Below are 23,108 nucleotides of genomic sequence, written 5' to 3'. Positions count from 1 at the left end.
AAGCGGGTTTTTGACCCGCCGGCCTTCACGGTTATGCGACTAAATCGAGTACCTGGTAACCAACAAAGGCCGAAGCGGCGATGGCCCCTGTAATACGCAACACTTTTACCAGAAATGATTTATTGTGAATGGAAAATAAACCGTCATTGGCGGCTGACACGGCTGACTTTTCCTCTTCATCCTTCTTAAGGGTCGTTGCCCCTAAGTCATAGAGCGGTTCCTCGCCATAAAAACCAGCCCACCACCCCTCCTGCCATTGTTCGTATTCACTCGTGCCCTGACGGTAAGGATTTTCCTGCTCGCCCAATTCGGACAATGCGCACTGGTACCCCTCATCATAGCACTCTTCAAGGTTAGGATGCTCAATGTTAAAGCGCAATTTTATGTGTGGTAATAAGGCTGAAGTATCGTTCATGTTCGTACCCTCTCTTAGCTCGTCTTCCTCTTACTTGAATGGTAGCAACTTCCGTACCATCGCCAGGGGATTCGTGATTCAATCCACTTAAAAGCTATTTTACGCCTTGAGCAATCCAGGAGGGGACAAGTTAGATTAATTTACTATTTCTTGACAATATTATTAAAAATAATACACATTGTACTTATAAGTATATGATTTTACTCACTATGGCGCCAGGCGGCAACCAATCCATTCCTCGCCCTGTCGACGATACAGCACGCGGTCATGCAAACGGTTATCTCTACCCTGCCAAAATTCAATGGTCGACGGTTTGAGCTGGTACCCACCCCAGTTTTCCGGACGGACAATGGGTTGCTGATTCCATTGCGCCATCAGGCGGTTAAAGGCCATCTCCAATTCTTGCCGGGTGGCAATGGGACGACTCTGAGGCGAAGCCAGGGCACTGAGCTGACTGGCTGGCGGCCGACTGGCAAAGTAGGCGTCTGACATTTCCCGGCTGGTTTTTTCCACACCCCCCCGTATTCTCACTTGCCGTGCCATTTCCGGCCAATAAAAATTCAAGGCGGCAAACGGGTGATTGTGCAATTGCACGGCTTTCGCGCTTTCATAATTGGTATAAAAGATAAAGCATCCCTCTTCGATTCCCTTGAGTAATACTACTCTTGAATCCGGCATACCTTCATCGTCCACCGTGGACAGGACCATGGCTGTGGGATCCTGTTTCTCGCTGGCAAGCACTTCATTAAACCAGCGTTGAAACAGCAGTAAGGGATCGCCCCCGATCTGTTGGTCATCAATCCGTAAATCCCCATAATCCCGCCGTATATCTGCTAAGGTCCGCCACCCAGTCATGTTACATCCCCTCATTGAATGCCTTCAAAAAAACCAAAATTTCCAGATAATTAACAAAAAGAAAGCATCTTACACTTCACTTAAGACGCGACTTATATTATAACTGCAACACGATCGCATCGGTAACTACTTATGATAGAACGATTTTTGCGCTTGTTGGATACTTTTAAAGAAAATCAGATTTCCACGCTGTTGCGCAGCAATCGTGAATTTATCACAACTCAGTTGAAAGGCCCCTATTTTTCAAGTTACGCACGCGATTATTTTGCCGACACGCAGGCCTCCGGTGAACCCTATGTTGATTTCGCCGATGAACCCCGCCGCATCGTCCAGATTAAACAACTCATTAATGCCTTGTACCATGCGGAAATGGCCTTCATCGATCTGGAAAATGTCAATCTCCGCAATGGCCAGCAAAAAACCCTTGATTTAAAAAAACTCTACTTTAATACCATTCATCACGCCTATCAGGCCAGCTATCTGCTGACACATGTCGATTTGGATTTTATGGAAGTGTTTGGCCATGAGCTGATGCAGTTGCAGCATATTCTGCATCTCGTCAAACAGCAGGCGGATGGTTATGAAAAGCAGGCGAATGATCTGGCTGGCCGCATTCTGGATTTTCCACTGAGTTATAACGCCGGCTGGTATGCAGGCATTGCTGTGGATCAAATGAAACCTCGGCCGGGCGGATTTGATTACAACTTTATCAGTAAATTCAGTGCGAAACTTCCAGGCTATATTCAGGCATTACGCCTCCATCTGCATCATTATTCTGCAAAAATTTCCATTGAAGCACCGGAAATAAATGAGCAAAAATTACAGGAACTTCAGGAAAATGCAATCAAGATTATTTTTGCGCTGGATGATTTGAGGGAAAATAATTTTTTCATCGCATTCAAGCTGATGAAATACGTCAATATTGTTCGCAACATTATCAGCCTGAGCACCAGCACCTTCCAGCAGATGGTGCAATTCAATGAAACCTCCCAGAACGTGGTACGTGATAATCTGGCCAAATTAAAATATGACCTGCTGCCACGGTTATTTGCCCTGATTGATCGTATCGAAGATCAAGCCCTGCTGCATCCAGGAACCCTTTCCAAGCCCATGATGGAGCAGGTAAAACCGCTTTATGATTGGCTCATCACCTATGCCCGCAAACCCGTTAATTTTGAAACCTGCGGCAAGGAATTGCTGACCCTTGAAGATGCGCGATTCCTTGATTTGCGGCTCGGTGAAACGCGCGAAAGACTCAGCAAAACACGGACAGCCTCAGTCAAAGCGCAACACCTGCAAAGAGCATTTAACAGTTTCTATGCTATTCTTGCCCTGCCAGAATACCAGGGGCTTCATTTAAGCCAACTGCCTGAGATCGTCAAAAAGGAACTAGCCAGGCACTATCGATACATCCGCCCTGTTATCGAGCATCATCATGTTGACCTAAGTAATGCCATTATTTATGGCTTGACGCAAAACCGCGGTTGGCTGAGCGCCTTAAAAAAGCCTTATGACTGGTATTACAATTACGAAAACACCGATAAAATCAGCCACCTTCTGGCCAAAAAAGCCACGCTGGCTGCCTTGTTTTCCCGGGAAACAGTCACCGCCAGGTTCCATCAACAGCTTAACAAAGCACTTTTGCAACACATTATTGACCAGAGCGACCTGGCATTATCGCCTGCCCCAGATGAAGACAGGTTTAAGCTCGACGAGAAAGCCGCTCTCGGCTTGAAAGACGAGGCCAAGGGTTTTGAGTTTACCGTCTCCGAAGAAGGGCATTGCCTTTTAAAACAGCCTGCGCCCTTAACCACCGATCAGGCATTCCTTCTTGCTCAACATTACGATCAGCGGTTAATTGCCTTAACTCAGGCCCAAAAAGCGTATCGGCAATTCATGGCTATTCTTGATCAGCAGGACGTGACGACCCTCGCTGAAGTCCCGGAGGGGGAGAAGAAAAAATTACGGCCTCTCTATGCCTGTTTTCAGCCTTATTTTAGGACGATCAAGGCTTCTGACGCAGGAATTGGCGCCCTGGATAAGAATATCATCGCGTCTCTGACCGGCAAAGCGCCTGCATTGCCGGTGACGCTCGATGAATTAATCTCAATGGAACTGGATATTAACACAGGCTTCACTGCCACAAAGACGCGTTGGAAAGACTATCGGAACAGTTACCTTGATGAGGGTAAAAAGCTCTATGAAAACGACGTGGAGTCCGCACCGCTGGCGGTGAATACTCAGCATGCCAATCGAGCGCATTACCTGCTTAAAAAAGACACCTGCTCGAGACACATCGCGGATTACCGCAAATCGCTTTTTCAATTCACGGCGGCCTTGAATCTTCCCGCCAGACAGTACCTTAAACCACAGGAAAAGGGTATTCCTTTTCCCCAATTGGAAAACAGGCAATCCCTGCTGGCAGAGCCTCAGCAGTTGCTTAACATTAAACGTCTTTTTAATGCTCTGTATTACCTTGAACAAATGGTCATTGAACTTGAGAAACTCAATGACAAAAGCAATGAATCAACCTATGTGTATCATCTGCTGCAGGTTTATCATGCCATCAACACCATCTATCAGTTGTCGCTTTCCTTTTATCATGATCCTCACTCACGCCTGGTTTGCCGTGATCTGATGATGAAAGCCCAGCAACTGTATCAATTCACACGCGATCAGACCCAACCCTACCTGGTCCACCCCGAGGAGGTAGAGCCGAAGGAAGAACCCCTTCATTACAATGGATTATGGTATACAATCCAGGCCTTTATGGTGGTTCCCGAACACGTTGCCGCCTTGAATTATCAAACACCGATACCGGCGGACAGGCTTGAAAAAATCCGTCTCAATACCAAACGCATCGCGACGAACATTGAGAAGATTATCCACGATTCGCCCTCGTATTTCAGATTACTGCTGGACACGCCTGTCATGTATGGTCTGTTCATGGAGTTAAAAGCCAAATTGATCCAGTTTTCTCAAACTTCTCATGACGCAGTCATGGATCATCTGGACGAAATCAATTCGGTGTTATTCACTCGTCTATTAATGGAAACGGATCATTTTGAGGCCAAACTGGCCTTAAAGCCTGGTGTATTGGCGACCTCCATGAAAGCCATTCTGGATCAATTTTACCAGGGTTTGGTTGAACCGGCAGGTCTGGTTTCGGTTCAGCATCTTGAACTGGTTTTCTCCATGACGCCCATCCAGAAACGGCAAGCGGCGGCGAAACAACGAGCAACCCTGGCTGAATTGAAGCTTAAACAAATCAGTCGTGAGCAGCGTGCTTTTAAGGAATTGCATCAATCCCTGCAATCTTACATTCGTCTTAAACAACCCTTATCCTATATACCAGGCCCGCCGCCGCGGCCGGATGTGCTGGAATTCGCTAGACAGCGCGCAGTCAAGCATTACCGCGAGGCATTGCCTTTTCTTAAACAGGCAGCAAAGGAATTACCTCATTTACTCCCACAGGGAATGACAAACACCCCTGTAATCGATGGGTTATTTCTCAAAAGCGACCTCACAATCATACCTGTGATTGACAACATTGCCGGCCTGACAACCGGTGCACTCATTTATTGGAAGAAACAATCCGCCTCGCCCGACCGCGATAAAAAAATCCGTATTTACAGCCAGTTCAATGACCAATTAAACGACTACCTGCAATTTACGTCAGGGTACCTTCCCTCAACGCCTGAAATTCTTAAGGCCATCGAGAACCAATTGCTCGCTCAATACACCAGTCTTTTACCGGACCTGTATGAACATCAGGACCACTACCAGGCAGGACAAAGCGCATCAGGCCGCTATCCTCACGTGGATACCTTGCTCAATGGCGCGCAACTGCCTGTGTGCATGGCCATACCTTCCGGTGTCGCTGACTGGGTCGCCAATTTAAATGCTCATTACACGGGTTTACAGGCCAGTTACCAATTCGAAAAGGAAACAGCCGAAGAACAGAGCCTCTATTTGCAGGCCATTCAGATAAAAGACGCTGAACTGAACCAACAGTACAAAGCCAATTACCTGCAATCCACCTTTGAGGAACTCGTGACAAAGATGGCAGGACGCCGCCTTGGTTTACTGCACATTCACAGTGAATATGAGAAAAAACTGCATGCCCACCTGATGTCGTTTAATCAGGAAATTATTGAGCAGACGAAATCGTCTAACCATATCCGCCAGAGCATGATTCGTTTATTAATTAAAAAAACCCGAGCGTTTCAGAATGACGAATTGCGTCATTATGTGCATCTGGATAAAGTCCTGTCAGCCATTCAGGCCTTTTATCTGTACCTGGACACAGCAAAAGGCAACGGGGTGGATGACACTTCCGTCTATGAGATACAGGAGCTCATTCATGAGAAAAGCAGACTGCTCACTCTATTAAAAGACATTGCCCTCAATGATAAAAACTCGCCGAGTGAGCGGCTTTTTCAATTACAAACCGCCTGTAAAAAGGTTGAGTTCTCAATTCCCTTAACCAAACAGCGCTCATTCACAGAGTCTGACTGGTTGTGGTTTAAGAGTTGCCTCATTTATCTGCTGTCGCTTCTGCATCTTTATACGCCCACGCCACTGAAGCGTTTTAATGCCCTGCGTGATATTGCCGCAGAAAAAAATAAACCGCCAATGCCCTCCTTTGCCAATCAGTTCGGTCTGTTTACCAAGAACGAGCGCGCCTACTATGACCCTGGATTGCAACCAACCGGTGAGGAACCCGAAGCCATGCCGCCGACAGTGGCCCCTGTCGCTTGATTAGTGATGGCCACCCTGCAATAACCGCTTCAACTGCTCTATTTCGTTCATCAACTCCAAGGCCAAGGCTGCACCGGCAACGTTGACACCAAGATCGCGGTGCAATTGCAAAACGGTGCGAATGCGTCGCAGGTCTTCATTGCCAAAATAAAATTCATCCTGCTCGTTCTTTTGCGATGAAATAATCCCTTCATCCATGATTTCAAAAATGACTTCGGCGCTCACGCCAAAAGAACCTGTCACCTCATGCAGGGACAAGGTATACCATTCTTCGCACACTGTCGTGGTTTCATTGTCCTTAGCCATGTTTGACTCCTAATTTTTCTCGGGGGTTAAACGATGCTGTTTTTGCCATTTCTTCATACAAATGGCGCAGTGTCTCATTGTCCCCGGGAGGGATAACGATGTCGAGACTCACGTACTGATCACCGGCCGGATTACCGGGCAGCCCCCTGCCTTTAAGCCGCATTTGTTTGCCGGATTGGGACTGCGCCGGGATTTTAAGATTGACCACGCCCCCCAGAGTTGGAACCTGGACAGTCGCCCCCAATGCCGCTTCCCAGGGCGCCACAGGCAGTTGCAGATAAATGTCTTTTTTATCCACACGGAACCAGGGATGCGGCAACAGACTGATTTCGATGTAGAGATCACCTGGCGGCTGGCCGTCTACCCTACCCCCCTGGCCTTTGAGACGAATTTGCTGGTTATCGCCGATACCCGCAGGAATTTTTACCTTGACCGCGCGCGTCTGATACTCGCCGTGCCCATGACGGTCATAGACCGGCACTTTAAGTTGCAGGGTTTTTTCTGCGCCTCGGTAACTGTCTTCCAGACTGATGGGTAATCTGGCATGAATATCCTGTTGGCCAAAATCATAAAAATTAGCCTGCTGCTGACGCTGGCGGAAAATGCTGTTGATAAAATCCTCAAAATCAGCGGCGTCCCCTTCATTGAATTGGTCATGACGGTACTGAGTTTCACCGGGTCTGAAACCGGATTGGCCCTGTTGTTTCCAGTATTGACCGTATTGATCATATTTGGCCCTTTTTTCAGGATCCTTCAAGACCTCGTAGGCTTCGCCCAGTTCTTTAAATTTTTCCTCAGCACCGGGTTCTTTACTGACATCAGGATGGTACTTGCGGGCCAGTTTTCTGTAGGCCCGTTTAATTTCTTCAGGCGACGCACTGCGCTCCAATCCCATAATTTGATAATAATCTTTATAGTCCATGCGTTTTTTTTCTCATCGTCTTAACGTTAAACCCTGGGTTTGATGATTTGCACTTCATCGCTTAATGCCTTGAAGTAGTCGTAAGACATGTAATAATTGCCGCGGTTGCCGCTGTTGCTGCCCCAGGAATTACGCAAGATTAACATGCCTTTGCTGATGTGACCAACGTTATCCCTAATCAGCGCCGTGTCATCATAACCAATGATAATCATTTCATGGCCGCCATTCACGCGTCCCTGTTTGGCATGACGGATGATTTCAGGCGTGAGCATCCAGGAATCAAACGGTTTTGCGTATTTGCCCATGGCCCCGGCATGATTTAATTCCACATCCAGCAGCACGCCAAAGGTCAGCCGATGCCCCTCGCTCAAACTTTTTTTAACCGCCAATAAAACCTGGGCCGGATTATGATTGACTGTAAAGACGTCATCAATGTCCACCAGACTCTCCCAGACCATTTGGTCATTAATGGTCAGGGCATTGGCGGTGTACTCACTCACTGACATGGCTTTACCCTGGTTTTTTTCATTATCCGCCGGGTAAAGCTTCACCCCGGCACAGCCTTTACTGCGTTGATGGCTGGTGGTAATGATGCCGTATTGTTCAAGCTGGTTTAAGACGATTTTGCCAAAAGAGCCGTCCCAACCGCTGTAGGGGATCTGTTTTTTATTCTGCAGGTAAGTGCCTAACTCCAGGCTGCATAATTGGCTGATATAATCCCCTTTAGCCAACAAGGCATCCAGTGCGGCCGTTACGGCAAACGTTACGCAGGTACCATGCACGCCCTGGTTCAGTACCGGCGTTTTATTCATTCCTAAATCCAGTTTTGCCGGCAGTCCAGTTGGCAGCAGAGACTCCTCATCACTGACCGTATTGATGATTTCCTGCACCCGCTCGCCGAGCACCGCCTGAGCCTCGTTGGATAACTGCACATTCTGTACAAGCACAACGCGGGATTGCTGCAGACCGGCTTCCGTTTCATCACCGATAAGAATGGGAATCTGGCCTACAATTTCAAACGGCTTTGCCCCAACCGAGGCCGATAAGAATAAACTGATAATCCATAACATTCCCTTTTTCATCGCTTGTCCTCATGCTTGTCCTTTGGATTGCAACTATAGCGACAGAAGTCACCTATTAACAATAGACCATCTGAAATTGATTGGAGCCAATGAAAATAAAAATACTTTCTGCTCAATGATTGTCATTGATGAAAAAATAATGTAACGTGAATACACGGTTTAATTCGATTTTAATCAATGAATTTGTTCCCTCGCGCCATCCTCATGACCCGTTCAATTATTATCGGCTGAAAAGCCGATCCTATTCCTCACACTTTTTTTCTGCCCCTTGTTTTAACCGCTTCCCAGTGAGGATACCATGTTTCGTTTACAACGCCATTTACCCTTTGTCATGTGGTTTTTCCCCGTGGCCTTTTTTGCCTATCAATTCATTCTCCGCCTCTGGCCAGGATTAATGATGCAGGGCATTATGGAGCAGCTAGCCATCGATGCCAGCCAGTTCGGGCTACTGGCTGCTTTTTATTACTACGGTTACGCGGGCATGCAGATTCCTGTGGCTGTTTTGCTTGATCGCTATGGCGCACGACGCGTGATTTTGTTTTTTGCTTTACTCTGCGGTGCCGGCACGCTGATGTTTACCCTCACCCACCACTGGCTGATTGCCTGTCTCAGCCGTTTTTTAATCGGTGCGGGATCGGCCGTGGGTTTCCTTGGTGTTTCGAAGGTGATCTCCGACTGGTTTCCTGAAGCACACTACGCGCGCATGGTGGGTTTTTCTTTCAGCCTGGGCTTATTAGGCGCCATTTATGGCGGTAAGCCGATAAGCCTGCTTGCGCTTTATTACGACTGGCATGCGCTGGCCCTTGTTCTCGCATTGCTGGCTGTGGTTTTAGGCCTTGCCGTCACTGTGTTTCTTCGTACGCCGCCACAACCGATGGCCATGGGGACAACTGGCTTCAGCCTCAGGAAATTCAAAGCCCTGCTTTCCGCACCCTCCATTTGGGTATTGGCCATTGCCAATGCATTAATGGTCGGTTCGCTGGAAGGATTTGCCGATGTGTGGGGCGTCCCTTATCTGATGACAGCCTATAGTATCCCCAAAAGCGAGGCGGCCCTGGTCATTTCGTTTCTGTTTGCCGGCATGTTATTTGGGGGGCCGCTGTTGTCTTTCGCGAGCAAAAAAATGGGCCATTACCCCGTAATAAGTCTTTGCGGGCTTGGCATGGCGGCTGTTTTCTTCATGCTGCTTTCACACCCTTCCTACCACAAAGCCGCGTTTGCTCTGTTGTTTTTTATCATCGGCCTTCTCTGCTGCTATCAGGTTCTCGTGTTTGCTGCCGGCGCCAGGCTCGTTCATACGGAACTTTTAAGCATGACAGTGGCCTTCCTTAATTGCGTTAACATGCTGGGCGGCTCATTCTTTCATACTTTGATTGGGCATGTCATGGAAACATATTGGACGGGTGACCTCACAGCCGATGGCGTGCATGTCTATTCCCTGACGAGTTACCTTCTGGCTTTGAAAGTCATTCCCTGCGGTGCTTTCGTGGGGGCTTTGCTGACAGGCATGCTGCAATGGCGTTTTCGTAAACAAATGACCGGCTCTCTGGCACCTGCCTGACAGCCTCGGGCGCGAAAGGTTCTCGCGCCCATTCCGGTTAATCCAGTTTAATGGTGTAGGAATAACTGCCAAAACCGTCATAATCCAAACCAAGGTAGTGTATGCCATGGCAGGAGGCGCTAATGGAAGGGTGCTGCATGTAAGGACCGTCCTTAATGTCAAGGACACACCAATTGGCTAGATCATACGCCACCGTGACATGCGCATAGCCAGAACGGCATTGGGGGGTATCACGAATAACAAAGCTGCGTGGACCGACCAGTTGTAAATGAAGATCCTGATCACTGTAACCGCTAACAATATAAATGGCCGGGTGTGCCTTATTGCTCAAATGGAAATAATCCTTGTAACCACAAAGCCCTTCATTTGCCTGAGCATTGACCATGAATACACTGCCTGCCGCCATTAACATCCATTTTTTCATTGTTTTACCTTTCTATTGTTATTGTTAAAATGGGGAATAGGCATTATATGGAAATGCTAGATAGTGAACAATCATATTGTTTAGCTTTTCCGCAAAAATTGGTTATTTAATCAACGTGTTGATTTAATTCAATGAAATTTATCACTTGGCTTGCAGCAGGATTCCTTATGAGCAACTCCGCTTACTCGCTTCATCTTATCCACATTGAACAGCAGGAACACCGGCAGGTTCTCAAAACACCGGCCAAACCGGTGCAATTCCCGTTAAGTGCCGAGGACAAACAATTCATCGCAGCAATGAAGGAAAAGCTCCATGCCCTGGAGGGTGTCGGCCTTGCCGCCCCGCAGGTCAACCAATCCAGGCGGATAATTGCCATCTATATTCCAGAGAGCGCTGCCTTGTTACGCGAGGAGGTTACACCTTACCCTATGCATATTATGATTAATCCCAGCTATGAGGGAGTCGCGGGTTTACCGCCGCAGACCGATTTCGAGGCCTGTTACTCCGTTGCGGATAAAGCCGGTAAAGTGCCGCGTTTTCAGCAAATCACAGTGGAATATTATGACGAAGAGGGTGTGTTTCACCGTCAGCAGGAGAGCGGTTTTTACGCCCGTGTCTTACAACATGAAATTGATCATCTCAATGGCATCTTAATCATCGATCGACTGACGCCTGATTGTGTCCAGGGGAGCCCGGACGACATGCGGGCTTTGCGTCGTGCGGAATTGCCCGAAGCCAAACGCCAACTGTTTGATGAATTAATGAATAAAAAAGCAAAAAAATAACCTTGATAGGCCTTAGCCTATCAAGGTTAACGTGAATTACCAGCCGGTGACTTCAGCAATGGCATCACCGAGATCCGCAGGAGAATGAACCGTACGCACGCCCGCTGCTTCAAGGGCTGCAAATTTTTCTGCTGCTGTTCCTTTACCACCGGAAATGATGGCGCCCGCATGGCCCATTCGTTTACCCGGAGGAGCAGTAACCCCGGCGATATAGGAAACCACTGGCTTTTTAACGTTGGATTTGATGAACTCTGCCGCTTCTTCTTCTGCGGAACCACCGATTTCACCGACCATAATAATGGCTTCGGTTTGTGGATCCTGCTCAAACAGGGTCAGCGCATCAATAAAATTGGTACCCGGGATAGGATCGCCGCCAATCCCGATACAGGTACTTTGACCAAAGCCTTTGTCGGTGGTCTGTTTTACTGCTTCATAAGTCAGCGTACCGGAGCGGGACACGATACCCACTTTCCCGGGCAGGTGAATGGAACCCGGCATAATACCGATTTTACATTCACCCGGAGTAATAATACCGGGGCAGTTAGGACCAATCAGGCGGGCATTGGTATTGTTTTCCAAATACACTTTGACTTCCAGCATGTCCAGAACAGGAACCCCTTCGGTAATGCAAACGATTAATTGAATGCCGGCATCGGCCGCTTCCAGAATGGAATCCTTACAAAATGCCGCAGGTACATAAATCACACTGGCATCCGCGCCTGTTTCCTGAACTGCTTCACGCACGGTATTGAAAACGGGCAGATTCAAATGCATCTGGCCGCCTTTGCCTGGAGTAACGCCGCCTACCATGCGGGTTCCATAGGCAATGGCCTGTTCAGAGTGATAGGTACCTTGTTTGCCCGTAAAGCCCTGGCAAATGACTTTTGTGTGTTTATTAACTAATACGCTCATTGCTAACCTCAACATTTAGTTTGGAGCGCCCATAGCGCCCCTTTTCATAGTGATTACGCGACTGCCGCGACAATTTTCTTTGCAGCATCAGTCAAACTGTTGGCCGCAATGACGTTTAAACCGCTCTTGTTCAGAATGTCCGCACCTAATTGCGCGTTATTCCCTTCCAAACGCACAACCACGGGAATTTTCACACCGACTTCTTTCACTGCGGCAAGGATACCCTCGGCGATTAAATCGCAACGCACGATACCGCCGAAGATATTGACCAGAATTCCCTTAACGTTTTCATCGGAGAGAATAATTTTAAACGCTTCGCTGACACGCTCTTTAGTCGCACCGCCGCCAACATCCAGGAAATTGGCTGGTTCGCCGCCATGCAGCTTAATCACGTCCATGGTAGCCATAGCGAGACCCGCCCCATTCACCATACAGCCGATAGAACCTTCCAGCGGAATGTAATTGAGTTCCCAATCGGTCGCACGGTTCTCACGCTCGTCTTCCTGTGACTTATCGCGCATGTTTTTCAATTCAGGCTGGCGATACAGGGCATTGCCATCAATATTGATCTTGCCATCCAGGCAAAGGATTTGTCCGCTTTTGGTCACAACCAGGGGGTTGATCTCCAAAAGACTTAAGTCACATTCGACAAACATTTTCCCAAGGCCCATCATCAGGTGCGTGAATTGTTTGATTTGTTCCTCATTCAAGCCCAATTTAAAGGCAACTTCACGGCATTGGAAAGGCATAATGCCGACTAAAGGATCCATGGTGACTTTAAAAATTTTCTCCGGTGTTTCGTGAGCGACTTTTTCAATCTCGACGCCGCCTTCGGTAGAAGCCATGAAAACCACGCGGCGGCTGGAACGATCGACAACCGCTCCCAGATAAAGCTCACGGCCGATATCGCAGGTTTCTTCGACTAAAACCGCATTAACCGGTTGACCTTTAGCATCGGTTTGATAAGTCACCAGACGCGTGCCTAACAATGATTGGGTTACTGCCGCCAGTTCCTCTTTATTGGAAACCAGTTTTACACCCCCAGCCTTGCCACGGCCACCGGCATGCACCTGGGCTTTCACCACCCATTTGGGCGTGGACAGTTGTTCAGCCGCTTTTAAAGCGTCCTCAACACTGTAAGCCACCTTACCGTTAGGAACAGGTAGACCATAGCGGGCAAAAAGCTGCTTGGCTTGGTATTCATGTAAATTCATCGTTAGTACCTTTAAAAAAGCAACACCCGGCAAGCCGGGTTATGCGGTTAAAATGTCAATCGTTACACATTGAGCAGCAAGCGGGCGGGATCTTCGAGCAACTCCTTGACGCTTACTAAAAACTGCACGGACTCTCGACCGTCAATCAGACGATGGTCGTAAGACAGGGCGACATACATCATTGGGCGAATCACAATTTGCCCTTTTTCAACCACCGGCCGGTCTTCAATTTTATGCATTCCGAGAATACCCGTTTGCGGCGGATTAATGATGGGCGTAGCCAGCAGGGAACCAAAAACACCGCCATTGGTGATGGTGAAGGTACCGCCCTGCATTTCCTCCAGAGAGAGCTTGCCTAAACGGGCACGGCTGGCTGAGTCAGCAATGACCTTTTCAATCTCAGCCAGACTGAGCTGATCCGCATCACGAACAACAGGCACTACGAGGCCTTTATCCGTGGAAACGGCAATTCCGACATCATAATAACCGTGATAAACAATATCCTGGCCATCGATTGACGCATTAACGGCCGGGAAACGTTTCAATGACTCAACGACAGCCTTGGTAAAGAGGGACATAAAACCCAGTTTTACACCGTGCTTTTTCTCGAAAAGATCTTTGTATTGTGCACGTAAATCCATGACAGCCTTAAGATTGACTTCGTTAAACGTCGTCAGCATGGCTGCGTTGTGCTGAGCCTGGACTAAGCGTTCCGCAATTTTGGCACGCAGTCGCGTCATCGGCACACGGCGTTCTTCTCGTGCGCCCATCGGCGGCAGGGAAACGGGTTCGCTTCGAGCAGGCGCGGCTGTTGCACCGGCCGATTTTTCGCGGTTGGATTCAATAAAGGCCACGACGTCTTCTTTGGTCAGACGCCCGTCTTTACCCGAGCCGGATAACTGCTCTGGCTGCAGGTTGTTTTCAGCCAGCATGCGGCGTACGGCAGGACCTGTGGCCTTGGTGCTCTGGCTTTGTGCAGGAGCCGGCGCACTGACTTGCGCCTGCGCTGGCTCGGCGGGTACCGCTTTGGGTGCCGCCGGAGCTGCCGCCGCAGTGCTTCCTGCTTCAATACGGGCCAATAATTGCGCTGAGGTAACCGTATCGCCTTCTTTAAACAGGATTTCTGTTAATACACCGTCTGCCGGCGCAGGCACTTCCAAAACAACTTTGTCGGTTTCCAGGTCAACCAGATTTTCATCACGAGCCACCTTTTCACCCACTTTCTTATGCCAGGCGGCAATGGTGGCATCCGCCACGGATTCGGGCAGAGCCGGTACTTTAACTTCAATAGACATGGTTAGTCCTTCTTTGGTTATTTATTGTAATTCGTTATCAAGCCAGAGCCTGGTTAACCAGATCCTGTTGTTCTTTCGCATGAAGCAGAGGGCTTCCGACGGCCGGTGCCGCGGCAAATCCTCTACCGGCATAGCTTAAGCGTTGATCCGGACGTAAACAGTCAATGATATTGTGTTGCGATGAGAACCAAACCCCCTGGTTTTGCGGTTCTTCCTGACACCAGACAACCTGTTTCGCCTTGGTAAATTTCGCCAGTTCCTGCTCCAGTTCCTTTTTCGGGAATGGGTATAATTGCTCGATGCGAATAATGGCAATATGATTCAACTGCTCATCACGGCGTTTTTGCAACAGATCATAGTAAACTTTTCCGCAGCATAACACGACCTTCGTGACGTTAGCCGCATCCAGAGCATCGATTTCTGGAATCACGTCGTGGAATTTGCCTTTCAATAAATCCTCAACCGGTGATACCGCCAATTTATGACGCAGCAAGCTCTTGGGTGTCATCACAATCAATGGCTTACGGAAGTTGCGGATCATTTGTCGCCGCAGGAGATGGAAAATCTGGGCCGGCGTCGTCGGTGTACAAACCTGCATGTTCTGTTGCGCGCAGAGCTGCATGTAGCGCTCAAGACGTGCGGAGGAGTGCTCAGGCCCCTGGCCTTCGTAGCCATGCGGCAACAGCATCACCAGGCCGCAGAGACGACCCCATTTTTGCTCGCCGGAACTGATGAATTGATCAATCACCACCTGGGCGCCATTGGCAAAATCCCCAAACTGCGCTTCCCAGAGCACCAGTGAATTGGGTTCGGAGGAAGCATAGCCGTATTCAAACGCAAGCACCGCCTCTTCGGACAACACGGAGTCAATAACCACAAAAGGTTTGCTCGTGGCGGCCTTCTCCAAAGGTACGAAGGTATTGCCGGTTTGAATATCATGCAACACGGCGTGGCGATGAGCAAAGGTACCACGGCCGCAGTCCTGCCCTGACAAACGGACGCCATAACCTTCCTGCAACAGGCTTGCATAAGCCATGGTTTCAGCGAATCCCCAGTTCATGGGCAATTCACCCGTCGCCATTTTTTCTCGCTCGGCAATCAACCGTTTAACCACCGGGTGCAACTCAAAGCCGTCAGGCAGGGTATGCAGCGTTTTCGCCAGGGTCTTAAGCATCGCGGCGCTGATGGTGGTATCGGCCTTATCGGTCCACTTGGCATTAAAATAAGGGGTCCAGTCAATGGACATTTTGCCATCATAATTCCCTTGAACGGTATCCACGACCGCCTGTCCCTTGTCCAGGCGATTACGGTAACCCTCCGCTAATTGGTCAACCTCGGCCGCCGTCGTCAACCCTTCCTGAATCAACTCTTCGGCATAGATTTCCCTTAAGGGGCGCATGCTTTTGATTTTCTTATACATGGTAGGCTGAGTCACTGAAGGCTCATCGGCTTCATTGTGCCCATGGCGGCGATAGCAGACCAAATCAATCACTACATCCCGCTTGAAGGTCATGCGGAAATCCACTGCAATTTGCGTGGCGAACACAACGGCTTCGGGATCATCCCCATTGACATGAATAACGGGCGCCTGCACCATTTTAGCCACATCGGTACAATAAAGGGTTGAGCGGGCATCCAGTGGATTGCTGGTAGTGAAGCCTATCTGGTTATTGATGACAATGTGCACGGTACCGCCGGTGGAATAGCCGCGCGCCTGGGAAAAGTTAAAGGTCTCCATGACCACGCCCTGTCCGGCGAAGGCCGCATCCCCATGAACCACGACGGGCACGACTTTATCCTTTTTCTCAAGATCATGGCGACGTCCCAGACGTGAGCGCACAGACCCCTCAACCACGGGTCCAATAATTTCAAGATGCGACGGATTAAAGGCCAGCGCCAGATGAACAATGGCACCGGTTTCGGTGCGAATGTCGGATGAAAAGCCCATGTGGTACTTCACATCCCCGGAGCGCTCAGCCGAACCGAGCTTGCCTTCAAATTCCTGGAATAACTGATCAGGTTCTTTTCCAAGCACATTCACGAGGACATTCAAGCGGCCGCGGTGAGCCATGCCAATCACGATTTCCTGCACCCCTTCTGCGCCGCCCTTACGGATAATTTCCTTCATCATTGGGATAAATGCATCCCCGCCTTCGAGGGAAAAGCGTTTCTGGCCAACATAACGGGTACCCAGATAACGCTCCAGGCCATCGGCAGCAATCAAATCGCTTAAGATCTGACGTTTCTTTTCCGCGTCAAAATTAGGGCGGCCGCGAACGGTTTCAAGCTTCTGCTGAAGCCATTCGGTTTCTTCAATGTTGGAGATGTGCATGTATTCAATGCCAATGCTGCCGCAATAGGTTGCACGCAGGGCCTGATAAATTTCAGCCAGAGGCATTTCAGAGCCATTAAAATTCTTACCCGCATAAAACGAGCGATTTAAATCGGCATCGGATAATTTATGGTAACTGAGTTCCAGGCTGGGTACCTGAACCCGCTCCGCCATTTCGAGCGGATCAAGCTTGGCGGCATGATGACCGTGAGCACGATAGGCATTGATTAAATGAGCAACCTGGAACTGTTTGCTGGCCTCTGCATTTTCTGCCGGGGCGCGTTTGCGGTTGGCATTCATCAGAAAGTAATCGCGGATATCACGGTGAGGGGTATCCTGAGCGACATGATTAATCTGGGGTAATGCGCTGAAAACGGCGCGCCAGTCGGCCGGCACTGAATCGGGATCATTCAGAAAATCTTCGTACAGACTATCCACATAGGCCATACTCCCACCCGAGAGGTAGGATGAAGCCAATTGATTCTGAAAGTCGTTACTGCTCATTGTATTGGTTCTCCAAAGGGCGCGTCCTAGGGTTGAGACGCTGGATAATCGTCATCAAGTTTCTTGATTCAACATCTGTTTACGAATATCGGCAATCGCTTGCGTTGGATTGAGTCCCTTCGGGCAAACATTCACGCAATTCATAATGGAACGGCAGCGAAATACACTAAATGGATCCTGTAATTTATCCAAACGATGCCGTTTTGCTGTATCACGGCTGTCCGCTAAAAAGCGTCTGGCCTGAAGCAGACCGGCAGGGCCGACAAATTTTTCCGGGTTCCACCAGAACGAGGGGCAGGAACTGGTGCAGCAGGCGCACAGAATACACTCGTACAAACCATCCAGCTGCGCACGCTCTTCTGGTGATTGCAGCCGTTCACGCGCCGGAGCAACCTGATCGTTTTGCAGATAAGGCTCAATGCGCTCGTATTGTTGGTAAAACTGGGTCATGTCGACCACCAGATCACGCACAACGGGGAATCCTGGCAAAGGACGAATCACAATGCGATCGGTGTTTAACTGTGAAAGCGAGGTGATGCAGGCCAAGCCATTGGTGCCGTTGATGTTCATACCGTCTGACCCGCACACGCCTTCACGGCAGGAGCGGCGATAGGCAATGGTTGGATCCTGTTCGGCTTTCAGGCGCTCAAGCAGGGTCAACAGCATGGGATCGCTCTTGGCCGGGACGGCGATTTCATAGTCCTTCATGTAAGGAGACTCATCGAGCTCAGGATTGTAACGGTAAATAGACAGGCTCAGAATTCGATTATCAGCCATGGCTTATCCTCTTTTAATAAACGCGTTCTTTCGGCTCAAACGGCTCGACATAGTTAGGTTTAGCATTGACAGGGCGATAATCAATCGCATCATCATGCGCAAAATAGAGCGTGTGCTTAATCCAGTTGGCATCGTCGCGCTGTGGGTAATCCTCCCGGCTATGCGCACCGCGGCTTTCTGTTCTGGCCAGGGCAGATTGGGCTGTGGCATAAGCGGTGGCCATTAAATTATCCAATTCCAGTGCGGTGACCAATTCGGTATTGAATACTTTGGTCTTATCCACCAGTTTGGCATGCTGCAAACGCTCGCGCAGGGCCTGCAGACGATGGAGGCCCTCTTCCATGACCTTGCCGGTACGGAATACGCCGAAATCTTCCTGCATGACACGCTGCATGTCATCACGAATGGTTGACGGCATCTCGCCATCGGTTGATTCCTGCCAGCGATTATAACGCGCCATGGCTTCGGCAATGTTTTCTTCCGTCACATAAGCCATGTCGGGCATTTGATTGGATTGCCACAACTCTTCGACATGAAGCCCTGCCGCACGGCCAAACACCACGAGGTCCAGCAGGGAATTACCGCCGAGGCGGTTGGCACCATGCACAGAGACGCAGGCACACTCGCCTACGGCATACAAGCCCTCAACCACGGCATCAACGCCATTTTTATGGGTAATCACCTGACCGTGCATGTTCGTGGGAATGCCGCCCATGCTGTAATGGCAGGTTGGTACGACGGGAATGGGTTCAACAATCGGATCCACCCCGGCAAATTTTAAGGACAGTTCGCGAATACCCGGCAGTCGGGACATGATTAAATCCGCGCCCAGGTGATCCAGCTTCAGCTTGACGTGATCGACGCCCTTGGGATCAAACCCACGGCCGGCACGGATTTCCAGTGCCATGGAGCGAGCGACGACATCCCTCGAAGCCAAATCTTTTACCCGCGGGGCATACCGCTCCATGAAGCGCTCCCCATCCTTATTGATGAGATATCCGCCTTCACCGCGGCATCCTTCCGTCACGAGCGTGCCGGCACCGGCAATACCGGTGGGATGGAATTGCCACATTTCCATGTCCTGCAGCGGCAGGCCGGCGCGCAGCGCCATGCCAAAGCCGTCGCCCGTATTGATATGGGCATTGGTCGTTGATTGGTAAATACGCCCGGCTCCGCCTGTCGCTAAAATGCAGACGCGGGTTTGATAAAACACGACTTCCCCGGTTTCTATGCACAGGGCCGTCACGCCTGCGATGCGGCCGTGATTGTCCTTAACGAAATCCAAAGCCAGCCATTCGCTGAAAATATGGGTTTTGGCTTTCAGGTTCTGCTGGTAGAGCGTATGTAACAGGGCATGACCGGTTCTGTCTGCCGCCGCGCAGGTTCGAGCCGCCTGCTCCCCGCCAAAATGCTTGGACTGACCGCCAAACTGACGCTGGTAAATCTTGCCGTTGTCCATCCTTGAGAAAGGCAGACCCATGTGCTCGAGCTCATAAACGGCTTCCGGGCCGGTTTTACAGAGGTATTCAATGCAATCCTGATCGCCGATGTAATCGGCGCCCTTGACCGTATCGTACATGTGCCAGCGCCAGTCGTCTTCATCCGCGTTGCCAAGCGCGGCCGTGATACCGCCCTGTGCAGAAACCGTATGGGAACGGGTGGGAAAGACTTTGGACAGCAAGGCCACCTGCAATCCTGAATTGGCCAACTGCAGGGCGGCCCGCATGCCAGCCCCGCCCGCACCAATAATTACCGCATCAAATTTGTGTCGTGGAAATGCCATGCTTATTGTCCCCAAACAATCATCAAACCCCAAATAAATTGTCCCAGCAACCAGACAACCACAGCCATTTGCACAGATACTCTGAGCATGGTGCACTTCATGTAATCCGTGGTGACGGTCCAGACACCTATCCAGGCATGTAAAGAAATGGCGCCTAATGCGATAACACTGGCGACTTTAAACCAGTTGCAGGCAAACAGGGACTGCCACTGATGATAGGCCATTTGCGGATGAACGATTAAAAAGCCCATTAAAAATAAAGTATAGAATAAGAGATACACTGCAGTAGCCCGCTGTATCAGCCAATCCTTTAAACCGTTGCCCGTCAGGCTGGTGACGTTGGTTACCATATCCAGACCCCTAACAAAAGTGAGAAAATAACAGAAAGGATGATCACCAGGACGGCGCTGCGGCGGCCTGATTCAAGATGCTCTCCCCACCCAAGATCCATCAGCATATGGCGGATACCGGCCAGCAAATGGTAAGTCCAAGCGGCTAAAAAAGCCCACAGGGTTAATTTGCACAGGGGGTGAGCCAGGGTAGCCTGCAGATTATTGAATGTGCCGGCATTGCGTAATGATAAATCAAGAAAATACATCATGATGGGCAGAAGCAGAAACAACACCATGCCAGAAACGCGATGGAGTATCGATGCAATCGCCATGGGCGGAAATTTTAACGTTCGCAGGTCCAGATTCACCGGTCTTTTTTTATTCACGGCATCCCTCAACTAAAATTAGTAATATAGCATAACAAAGCTAACCCTCATGCCCCCTGATAACAGAAAAGCACGGCATGCTGCTTAAATCGAAACAACAAATCAGGCTGTAATTTACACAAAGCAAGCAGAAAACTGGCGAAGTATACCACTCTGTATTTTTAGCGCAAAGCTACTGCGTTAAAAGCATATCACGTGTTCCCATCCATTGCCTTAATAAATCCATTTTATAATCAACAAGAATAATTTAAAATCAACTTGAATGGAAACAAACAACCAGCCATACTATCATTGAGAATACCGGTTAAGCGAAGGACTGAGTAACCATGTTAATTAAACGACCAATCTATAATCAAAAACTGAAATGTGTCGCCATGGAGATTATCGCTAACCAACAAGCCAAACAGCCCATTGAATTGCTGCCTTATTTCACCACGGTGACCCACAACATTGATAGCAACCTGCCGTTGTTCGTGCCTTATGCCTTAAATTCACTGATTGAACTCGCCGATCCCCCTCTTGAAAATCCGGTGATATTAAAATTGCATGCCGCGGACATTAACCAAACCTACACAGCAGAGGAGTTAAAAGACGCGTCCCACTCCATTGCGCTCATGATTGACAGCCCCGACCAATTGGCCTGGCTTAATTTTGCCGAATACATTGCCTTGAGCGAACACCTGATGGGCATGGCAGATTTGACCAAAGTGGTCAAATACAGCCAGGCCAAACAGCGCAAGGTCATCGCTTATAATATTTCCGACCCAAACCGCTTTATCAACTGCAAAGACATGACCATGGATTACTATTGCGGCGACTTCCTCTTTCAGCCCGAGGTGAAGGAAGTGAAGGAAATTGCCGCCAATAAATTAAACCTGCTGATGCTGATTGAAAAGCTGCAGCACCCCGATACCCATTTTAACGAGATAATTCCGTTGATTCAGACGGATCCGCTTTTAAGTTATCAACTGTTGCGCGTTGCCAATTCGGCCGCCTTCTCCGGTTATCAGGCCATCGAATCCATCCAGCAGGCCGTCACCCGTTTAGGCATTCTCCATTTAAAAAACTGGGTCATGGTACTGTCGATGAAAAACGTGTCCAATAAGCCCCTCGAAATTGTCGAGTCCGGGCTTATCCGCGCCCAGATGGCCGAAAAACTGGCTAAAGCCAATTCGCATTTATCGGCTGAAAGCGCTTACACGGCCGGGTTGCTCTCGGTGCTAGACAGCCTGCTGGATACCCCGATGAATGTGTTGATTGAAAAAATCACGCTGGCAGACGACATTAAAGGGGCATTGATGGCACGCGAAGGGGAGTTGGGAAAGTTACTGTCCCTGGTCATAGCCTATGAGGAAGGCCACTGGGAACAATTAGACGGCAATGACTACCACGGGCTCGATTTAAGCCAGATTTATATCGATTGCCTGGAGCATGTCTCCATCGGCAAAAAAGCGATGTCAGAACACTAACCGTCTTGAACGGCGACAAGCAAACCGTTAATCTTAAATTCTGCTTTTTTTAAGTCATTACTATGTTTTTTCGTCTTTTAGCCGCGCTGTTCTACGATCTGATTGTAGTGTGCAGTCTGTTCATGTTAACCACGGCAATCGCTGTGTATTTTAATCAGGGGCAGGCTATTCCACCCGCCTCACGGGGATACCAAAGCCTGTTGGCCGCTATCATGGGGGCTTATTTTATTCTGTCCTTTCGTTACGGAGGGCAGACCATCGGGTTTAAATCCTGGCGTCTGCGCTTAATCAGGGGAGCGGGTTTAAAATTACGCCTGGTTAACGCTGCATAGAGGGTCCCGTACCGCGATGATGCCGGTAAACATCCCTGGGCGCTTCTGCAGGATAACCGTAGCCGCGATCGGCTAAGCGCTTGACGATTTCAAGGTAGCGCTCACCCCAGGAACCCGGATCGAAATTGGTCACCACGACGTTGTAACTTAAGTTAATCACCGATTCAAAGGCCTTGCGCTGGGCAAGCTCATGCCCGCCAAAGGCGACCTGCACCTCGGTTTCAGCACTCACACCGCCCGCCCTAAGGCGTTCAACCAGCATGAAAATCATTTTTTCAATGGTATAGAATAATTTGCACATGGACGTGCCGGCGATGTACATGTCCTGCGCTTTGGACGCACTTAATTTATAACCGTGATCATGAATGGGGTAAACAAATTCATACTCATTGGTTTCCGGCACCAGTTCAGGGGGTACGATAACTGGCGGTGAAATCACTTCGATGGTCGGTGTCACGATAAAAAGAGAAAAATCAGCCCAATGCCACCATAGCCTGTACACTTTTTCAACCAGGCTCAGCGGATCATTGAAATCCTCGACAATTCGCTGGCGAGCCTCTTCGGCCAGTTTTAAAAAATCCTCTTCAGGGAGTGATGCGTTTTCCGCCATCCTAGTCAACCGATAAAACTCGTCATATTGCTATCTTAGCCCAATTTAATT

20 protein-coding genes are annotated in these 23,108 nt (G+C 49.3%); 5 read left to right on the top strand and 15 right to left on the bottom strand.

The features are described 5' to 3' along the window. Nucleotides 1-31: 31 nt before the first annotated feature. Both Lrub_RS08680 and pdxH read right to left on the bottom strand, forming a co-directional pair. A complete protein-coding gene (locus Lrub_RS08680) occupies nucleotides 32-415 on the bottom strand; it encodes a hypothetical protein (protein ID WP_058531787.1) in 384 nt (127 codons plus the stop codon). 207 nt (nucleotides 416-622) lie between these two features. Then, on the bottom strand, nucleotides 623-1,270 hold the full coding sequence (gene pdxH / locus Lrub_RS08675) for a pyridoxamine 5'-phosphate oxidase (protein WP_058531786.1): 648 nt from the start codon (nucleotides 1,268-1,270) through the stop codon (nucleotides 623-625). A 132-nt stretch (nucleotides 1,271-1,402) separates the two neighbouring features. On the opposite strand from pdxH, the gene Lrub_RS08670 reads away from it, so the two are divergent. After that, on the top strand, nucleotides 1,403-6,031 hold the full coding sequence (locus tag Lrub_RS08670; protein WP_058531785.1) for a hypothetical protein: 4,629 nt from the start codon (nucleotides 1,403-1,405) through the stop codon (nucleotides 6,029-6,031). On the opposite strand, the gene Lrub_RS08665 is transcribed toward Lrub_RS08670, so the two are convergent. Genes Lrub_RS08665 through Lrub_RS08655 form a run of 3 tightly spaced genes read right to left on the bottom strand, consistent with a single transcriptional unit; the run spans nucleotide 6,032 to nucleotide 8,341 of the window. Next, nucleotides 6,032-6,337 carry a chaperone modulator CbpM gene (locus Lrub_RS08665; RefSeq protein ID WP_058531784.1) on the bottom strand — a complete coding sequence of 102 codons (306 nt, stop codon included), beginning with the start codon at nucleotides 6,335-6,337 and terminating at the stop codon, nucleotides 6,032-6,034. Then, nucleotides 6,330-7,259, bottom strand: coding sequence for a DnaJ C-terminal domain-containing protein (locus Lrub_RS08660; protein ID WP_058531783.1), 930 nt, complete (start codon nucleotides 7,257-7,259; stop codon nucleotides 6,330-6,332). The genes Lrub_RS08665 and Lrub_RS08660 overlap by 8 nt, the downstream gene beginning before the upstream one ends. Nucleotides 7,260-7,285: 26 nt before the next feature. Beyond that, nucleotides 7,286-8,341 carry a C1 family peptidase gene (locus Lrub_RS08655; protein ID WP_058531782.1) on the bottom strand — a complete coding sequence of 352 codons (1,056 nt, stop codon included), beginning with the start codon at nucleotides 8,339-8,341 and terminating at the stop codon, nucleotides 7,286-7,288. A gap of 298 nt (nucleotides 8,342-8,639) precedes the next feature. Between Lrub_RS08655 and Lrub_RS08650 the strand changes: the two genes are divergently transcribed. Continuing rightward, a complete protein-coding gene (locus Lrub_RS08650; protein WP_058531781.1) occupies nucleotides 8,640-9,902 on the top strand; it encodes an MFS transporter in 1,263 nt (420 codons plus the stop codon). A gap of 37 nt (nucleotides 9,903-9,939) precedes the next feature. Here the strand turns inward: Lrub_RS08650 and Lrub_RS08645 are convergent, their stop codons facing one another. Next, nucleotides 9,940-10,326, bottom strand: a complete 387-nt coding sequence (locus Lrub_RS08645; RefSeq protein WP_058531780.1) for a hypothetical protein — start codon at nucleotides 10,324-10,326, stop codon at nucleotides 9,940-9,942. 167 nt (nucleotides 10,327-10,493) lie between these two features. Here Lrub_RS08645 and Lrub_RS08640 point away from each other — a divergent pair, with 167 nt between their 5' ends. Further along, a complete protein-coding gene (locus tag Lrub_RS08640) occupies nucleotides 10,494-11,111 on the top strand; it encodes a peptide deformylase (protein WP_337589125.1) in 618 nt (205 codons plus the stop codon). 36 nt (nucleotides 11,112-11,147) lie between these two features. On the opposite strand, the gene sucD is transcribed toward Lrub_RS08640, so the two are convergent. From sucD to sdhC, 8 genes are all read right to left on the bottom strand, one after another. Then, nucleotides 11,148-12,023, bottom strand: coding sequence for a succinate--CoA ligase subunit alpha (gene sucD / locus Lrub_RS08635; protein WP_058531778.1), 876 nt, complete (start codon nucleotides 12,021-12,023; stop codon nucleotides 11,148-11,150). A gap of 53 nt (nucleotides 12,024-12,076) precedes the next feature. Then, the gene (sucC, locus tag Lrub_RS08630; RefSeq protein ID WP_058531777.1) at nucleotides 12,077-13,237 is read right to left on the bottom strand and encodes an ADP-forming succinate--CoA ligase subunit beta; all 1,161 of its coding nucleotides are present in this window, start codon (nucleotides 13,235-13,237) and stop codon (nucleotides 12,077-12,079) included. A 62-nt stretch (nucleotides 13,238-13,299) separates the two neighbouring features. Further along, nucleotides 13,300-14,532: a 2-oxoglutarate dehydrogenase complex dihydrolipoyllysine-residue succinyltransferase gene (gene odhB, locus Lrub_RS08625; RefSeq protein ID WP_058531776.1), complete on the bottom strand. Its 1,233-nt coding sequence runs from the start codon at nucleotides 14,530-14,532 to the stop codon at nucleotides 13,300-13,302. Nucleotides 14,533-14,569: 37 nt separating this feature from the next. Then, complete coding sequence (locus Lrub_RS08620) at nucleotides 14,570-17,368, bottom strand: 2-oxoglutarate dehydrogenase E1 component (RefSeq protein WP_058531775.1); 2,799 nt, start codon at nucleotides 17,366-17,368, stop codon at nucleotides 14,570-14,572. A gap of 54 nt (nucleotides 17,369-17,422) precedes the next feature. Continuing rightward, complete coding sequence (locus Lrub_RS08615; RefSeq protein ID WP_058531774.1) at nucleotides 17,423-18,145, bottom strand: succinate dehydrogenase iron-sulfur subunit; 723 nt, start codon at nucleotides 18,143-18,145, stop codon at nucleotides 17,423-17,425. A gap of 13 nt (nucleotides 18,146-18,158) precedes the next feature. Further along, nucleotides 18,159-19,928: a succinate dehydrogenase flavoprotein subunit gene (sdhA, locus tag Lrub_RS08610; RefSeq protein WP_058531773.1), complete on the bottom strand. Its 1,770-nt coding sequence runs from the start codon at nucleotides 19,926-19,928 to the stop codon at nucleotides 18,159-18,161. A gap of 2 nt (nucleotides 19,929-19,930) precedes the next feature. Then, on the bottom strand, nucleotides 19,931-20,278 hold the full coding sequence (sdhD, locus tag Lrub_RS08605) for a succinate dehydrogenase, hydrophobic membrane anchor protein (protein ID WP_058531772.1): 348 nt from the start codon (nucleotides 20,276-20,278) through the stop codon (nucleotides 19,931-19,933). Beyond that, nucleotides 20,272-20,646 carry a succinate dehydrogenase, cytochrome b556 subunit gene (sdhC, locus tag Lrub_RS08600; protein ID WP_058532261.1) on the bottom strand — a complete coding sequence of 125 codons (375 nt, stop codon included), beginning with the start codon at nucleotides 20,644-20,646 and terminating at the stop codon, nucleotides 20,272-20,274. Before sdhC ends, sdhD begins: the two co-directional genes overlap by 7 nt. A gap of 326 nt (nucleotides 20,647-20,972) precedes the next feature. On the opposite strand from sdhC, the gene Lrub_RS08595 reads away from it, so the two are divergent. Both Lrub_RS08595 and Lrub_RS08590 read left to right on the top strand, forming a co-directional pair. Continuing rightward, nucleotides 20,973-22,115: an EAL and HDOD domain-containing protein gene (locus tag Lrub_RS08595; RefSeq protein ID WP_058531771.1), complete on the top strand. Its 1,143-nt coding sequence runs from the start codon at nucleotides 20,973-20,975 to the stop codon at nucleotides 22,113-22,115. A 62-nt stretch (nucleotides 22,116-22,177) separates the two neighbouring features. After that, nucleotides 22,178-22,447: an RDD family protein gene (locus Lrub_RS08590; RefSeq protein WP_058531770.1), complete on the top strand. Its 270-nt coding sequence runs from the start codon at nucleotides 22,178-22,180 to the stop codon at nucleotides 22,445-22,447. Here the strand turns inward: Lrub_RS08590 and Lrub_RS08585 are convergent. Further along, nucleotides 22,434-23,057, bottom strand: coding sequence for a hypothetical protein (locus tag Lrub_RS08585; RefSeq protein ID WP_058531769.1), 624 nt, complete (start codon nucleotides 23,055-23,057; stop codon nucleotides 22,434-22,436). The two genes, Lrub_RS08590 and Lrub_RS08585, sit on opposite strands and share 14 nt — an antisense overlap. Nucleotides 23,058-23,108: the final 51 nt, after the last annotated feature.

The sequence above is a fragment of the Legionella rubrilucens genome (assembly GCF_001468125.1).
GTDB lineage: Bacteria > Pseudomonadota > Gammaproteobacteria > Legionellales > Legionellaceae > Legionella_C > Legionella_C rubrilucens.
The sequence above is the reverse complement of the archived record's forward strand: the minus strand, read 5'-3'. Positions and strand labels throughout refer to the sequence as shown.

Excerpts from the sequence above, each read along its gene's own strand:
- sucC (WP_058531777.1), bottom strand. The coding sequence starts at position 13,237 with ATGAATTTACATGAATACCAAGCCAAGCAGCTTTTTGCCCGCTATGGT.
- pdxH (WP_058531786.1), bottom strand. The coding sequence starts at position 1,270 with ATGACTGGGTGGCGGACCTTAGCAGATATACGGCGGGATTATGGGGAT.
- Lrub_RS08680 (WP_058531787.1), bottom strand. The coding sequence starts at position 415 with ATGAACGATACTTCAGCCTTATTACCACACATAAAATTGCGCTTTAAC.
- Lrub_RS08620 (WP_058531775.1), bottom strand. The coding sequence starts at position 17,368 with ATGAGCAGTAACGACTTTCAGAATCAATTGGCTTCATCCTACCTCTCG.
- Lrub_RS08650 (WP_058531781.1), top strand. The coding sequence starts at position 8,640 with ATGTTTCGTTTACAACGCCATTTACCCTTTGTCATGTGGTTTTTCCCC.
- Lrub_RS08665 (WP_058531784.1), bottom strand. The coding sequence starts at position 6,337 with ATGGCTAAGGACAATGAAACCACGACAGTGTGCGAAGAATGGTATACC.
- Lrub_RS08640 (WP_337589125.1), top strand. The coding sequence starts at position 10,494 with ATGAGCAACTCCGCTTACTCGCTTCATCTTATCCACATTGAACAGCAG.
- sucD (WP_058531778.1), bottom strand. The coding sequence starts at position 12,023 with ATGAGCGTATTAGTTAATAAACACACAAAAGTCATTTGCCAGGGCTTT.
- Lrub_RS08670 (WP_058531785.1), top strand. The coding sequence starts at position 1,403 with ATGATAGAACGATTTTTGCGCTTGTTGGATACTTTTAAAGAAAATCAG.
- Lrub_RS08615 (WP_058531774.1), bottom strand. The coding sequence starts at position 18,145 with ATGGCTGATAATCGAATTCTGAGCCTGTCTATTTACCGTTACAATCCT.
- Lrub_RS08645 (WP_058531780.1), bottom strand. The coding sequence starts at position 10,326 with ATGAAAAAATGGATGTTAATGGCGGCAGGCAGTGTATTCATGGTCAAT.
- Lrub_RS08655 (WP_058531782.1), bottom strand. The coding sequence starts at position 8,341 with ATGAAAAAGGGAATGTTATGGATTATCAGTTTATTCTTATCGGCCTCG.
- sdhD (WP_058531772.1), bottom strand. The coding sequence starts at position 20,278 with ATGGTAACCAACGTCACCAGCCTGACGGGCAACGGTTTAAAGGATTGG.
- Lrub_RS08595 (WP_058531771.1), top strand. The coding sequence starts at position 20,973 with ATGTTAATTAAACGACCAATCTATAATCAAAAACTGAAATGTGTCGCC.
- Lrub_RS08590 (WP_058531770.1), top strand. The coding sequence starts at position 22,178 with ATGTTTTTTCGTCTTTTAGCCGCGCTGTTCTACGATCTGATTGTAGTG.
- Lrub_RS08585 (WP_058531769.1), bottom strand. The coding sequence starts at position 23,057 with ATGGCGGAAAACGCATCACTCCCTGAAGAGGATTTTTTAAAACTGGCC.
- odhB (WP_058531776.1), bottom strand. The coding sequence starts at position 14,532 with ATGTCTATTGAAGTTAAAGTACCGGCTCTGCCCGAATCCGTGGCGGAT.
- Lrub_RS08660 (WP_058531783.1), bottom strand. The coding sequence starts at position 7,259 with ATGGACTATAAAGATTATTATCAAATTATGGGATTGGAGCGCAGTGCG.
- sdhA (WP_058531773.1), bottom strand. The coding sequence starts at position 19,928 with ATGGCATTTCCACGACACAAATTTGATGCGGTAATTATTGGTGCGGGC.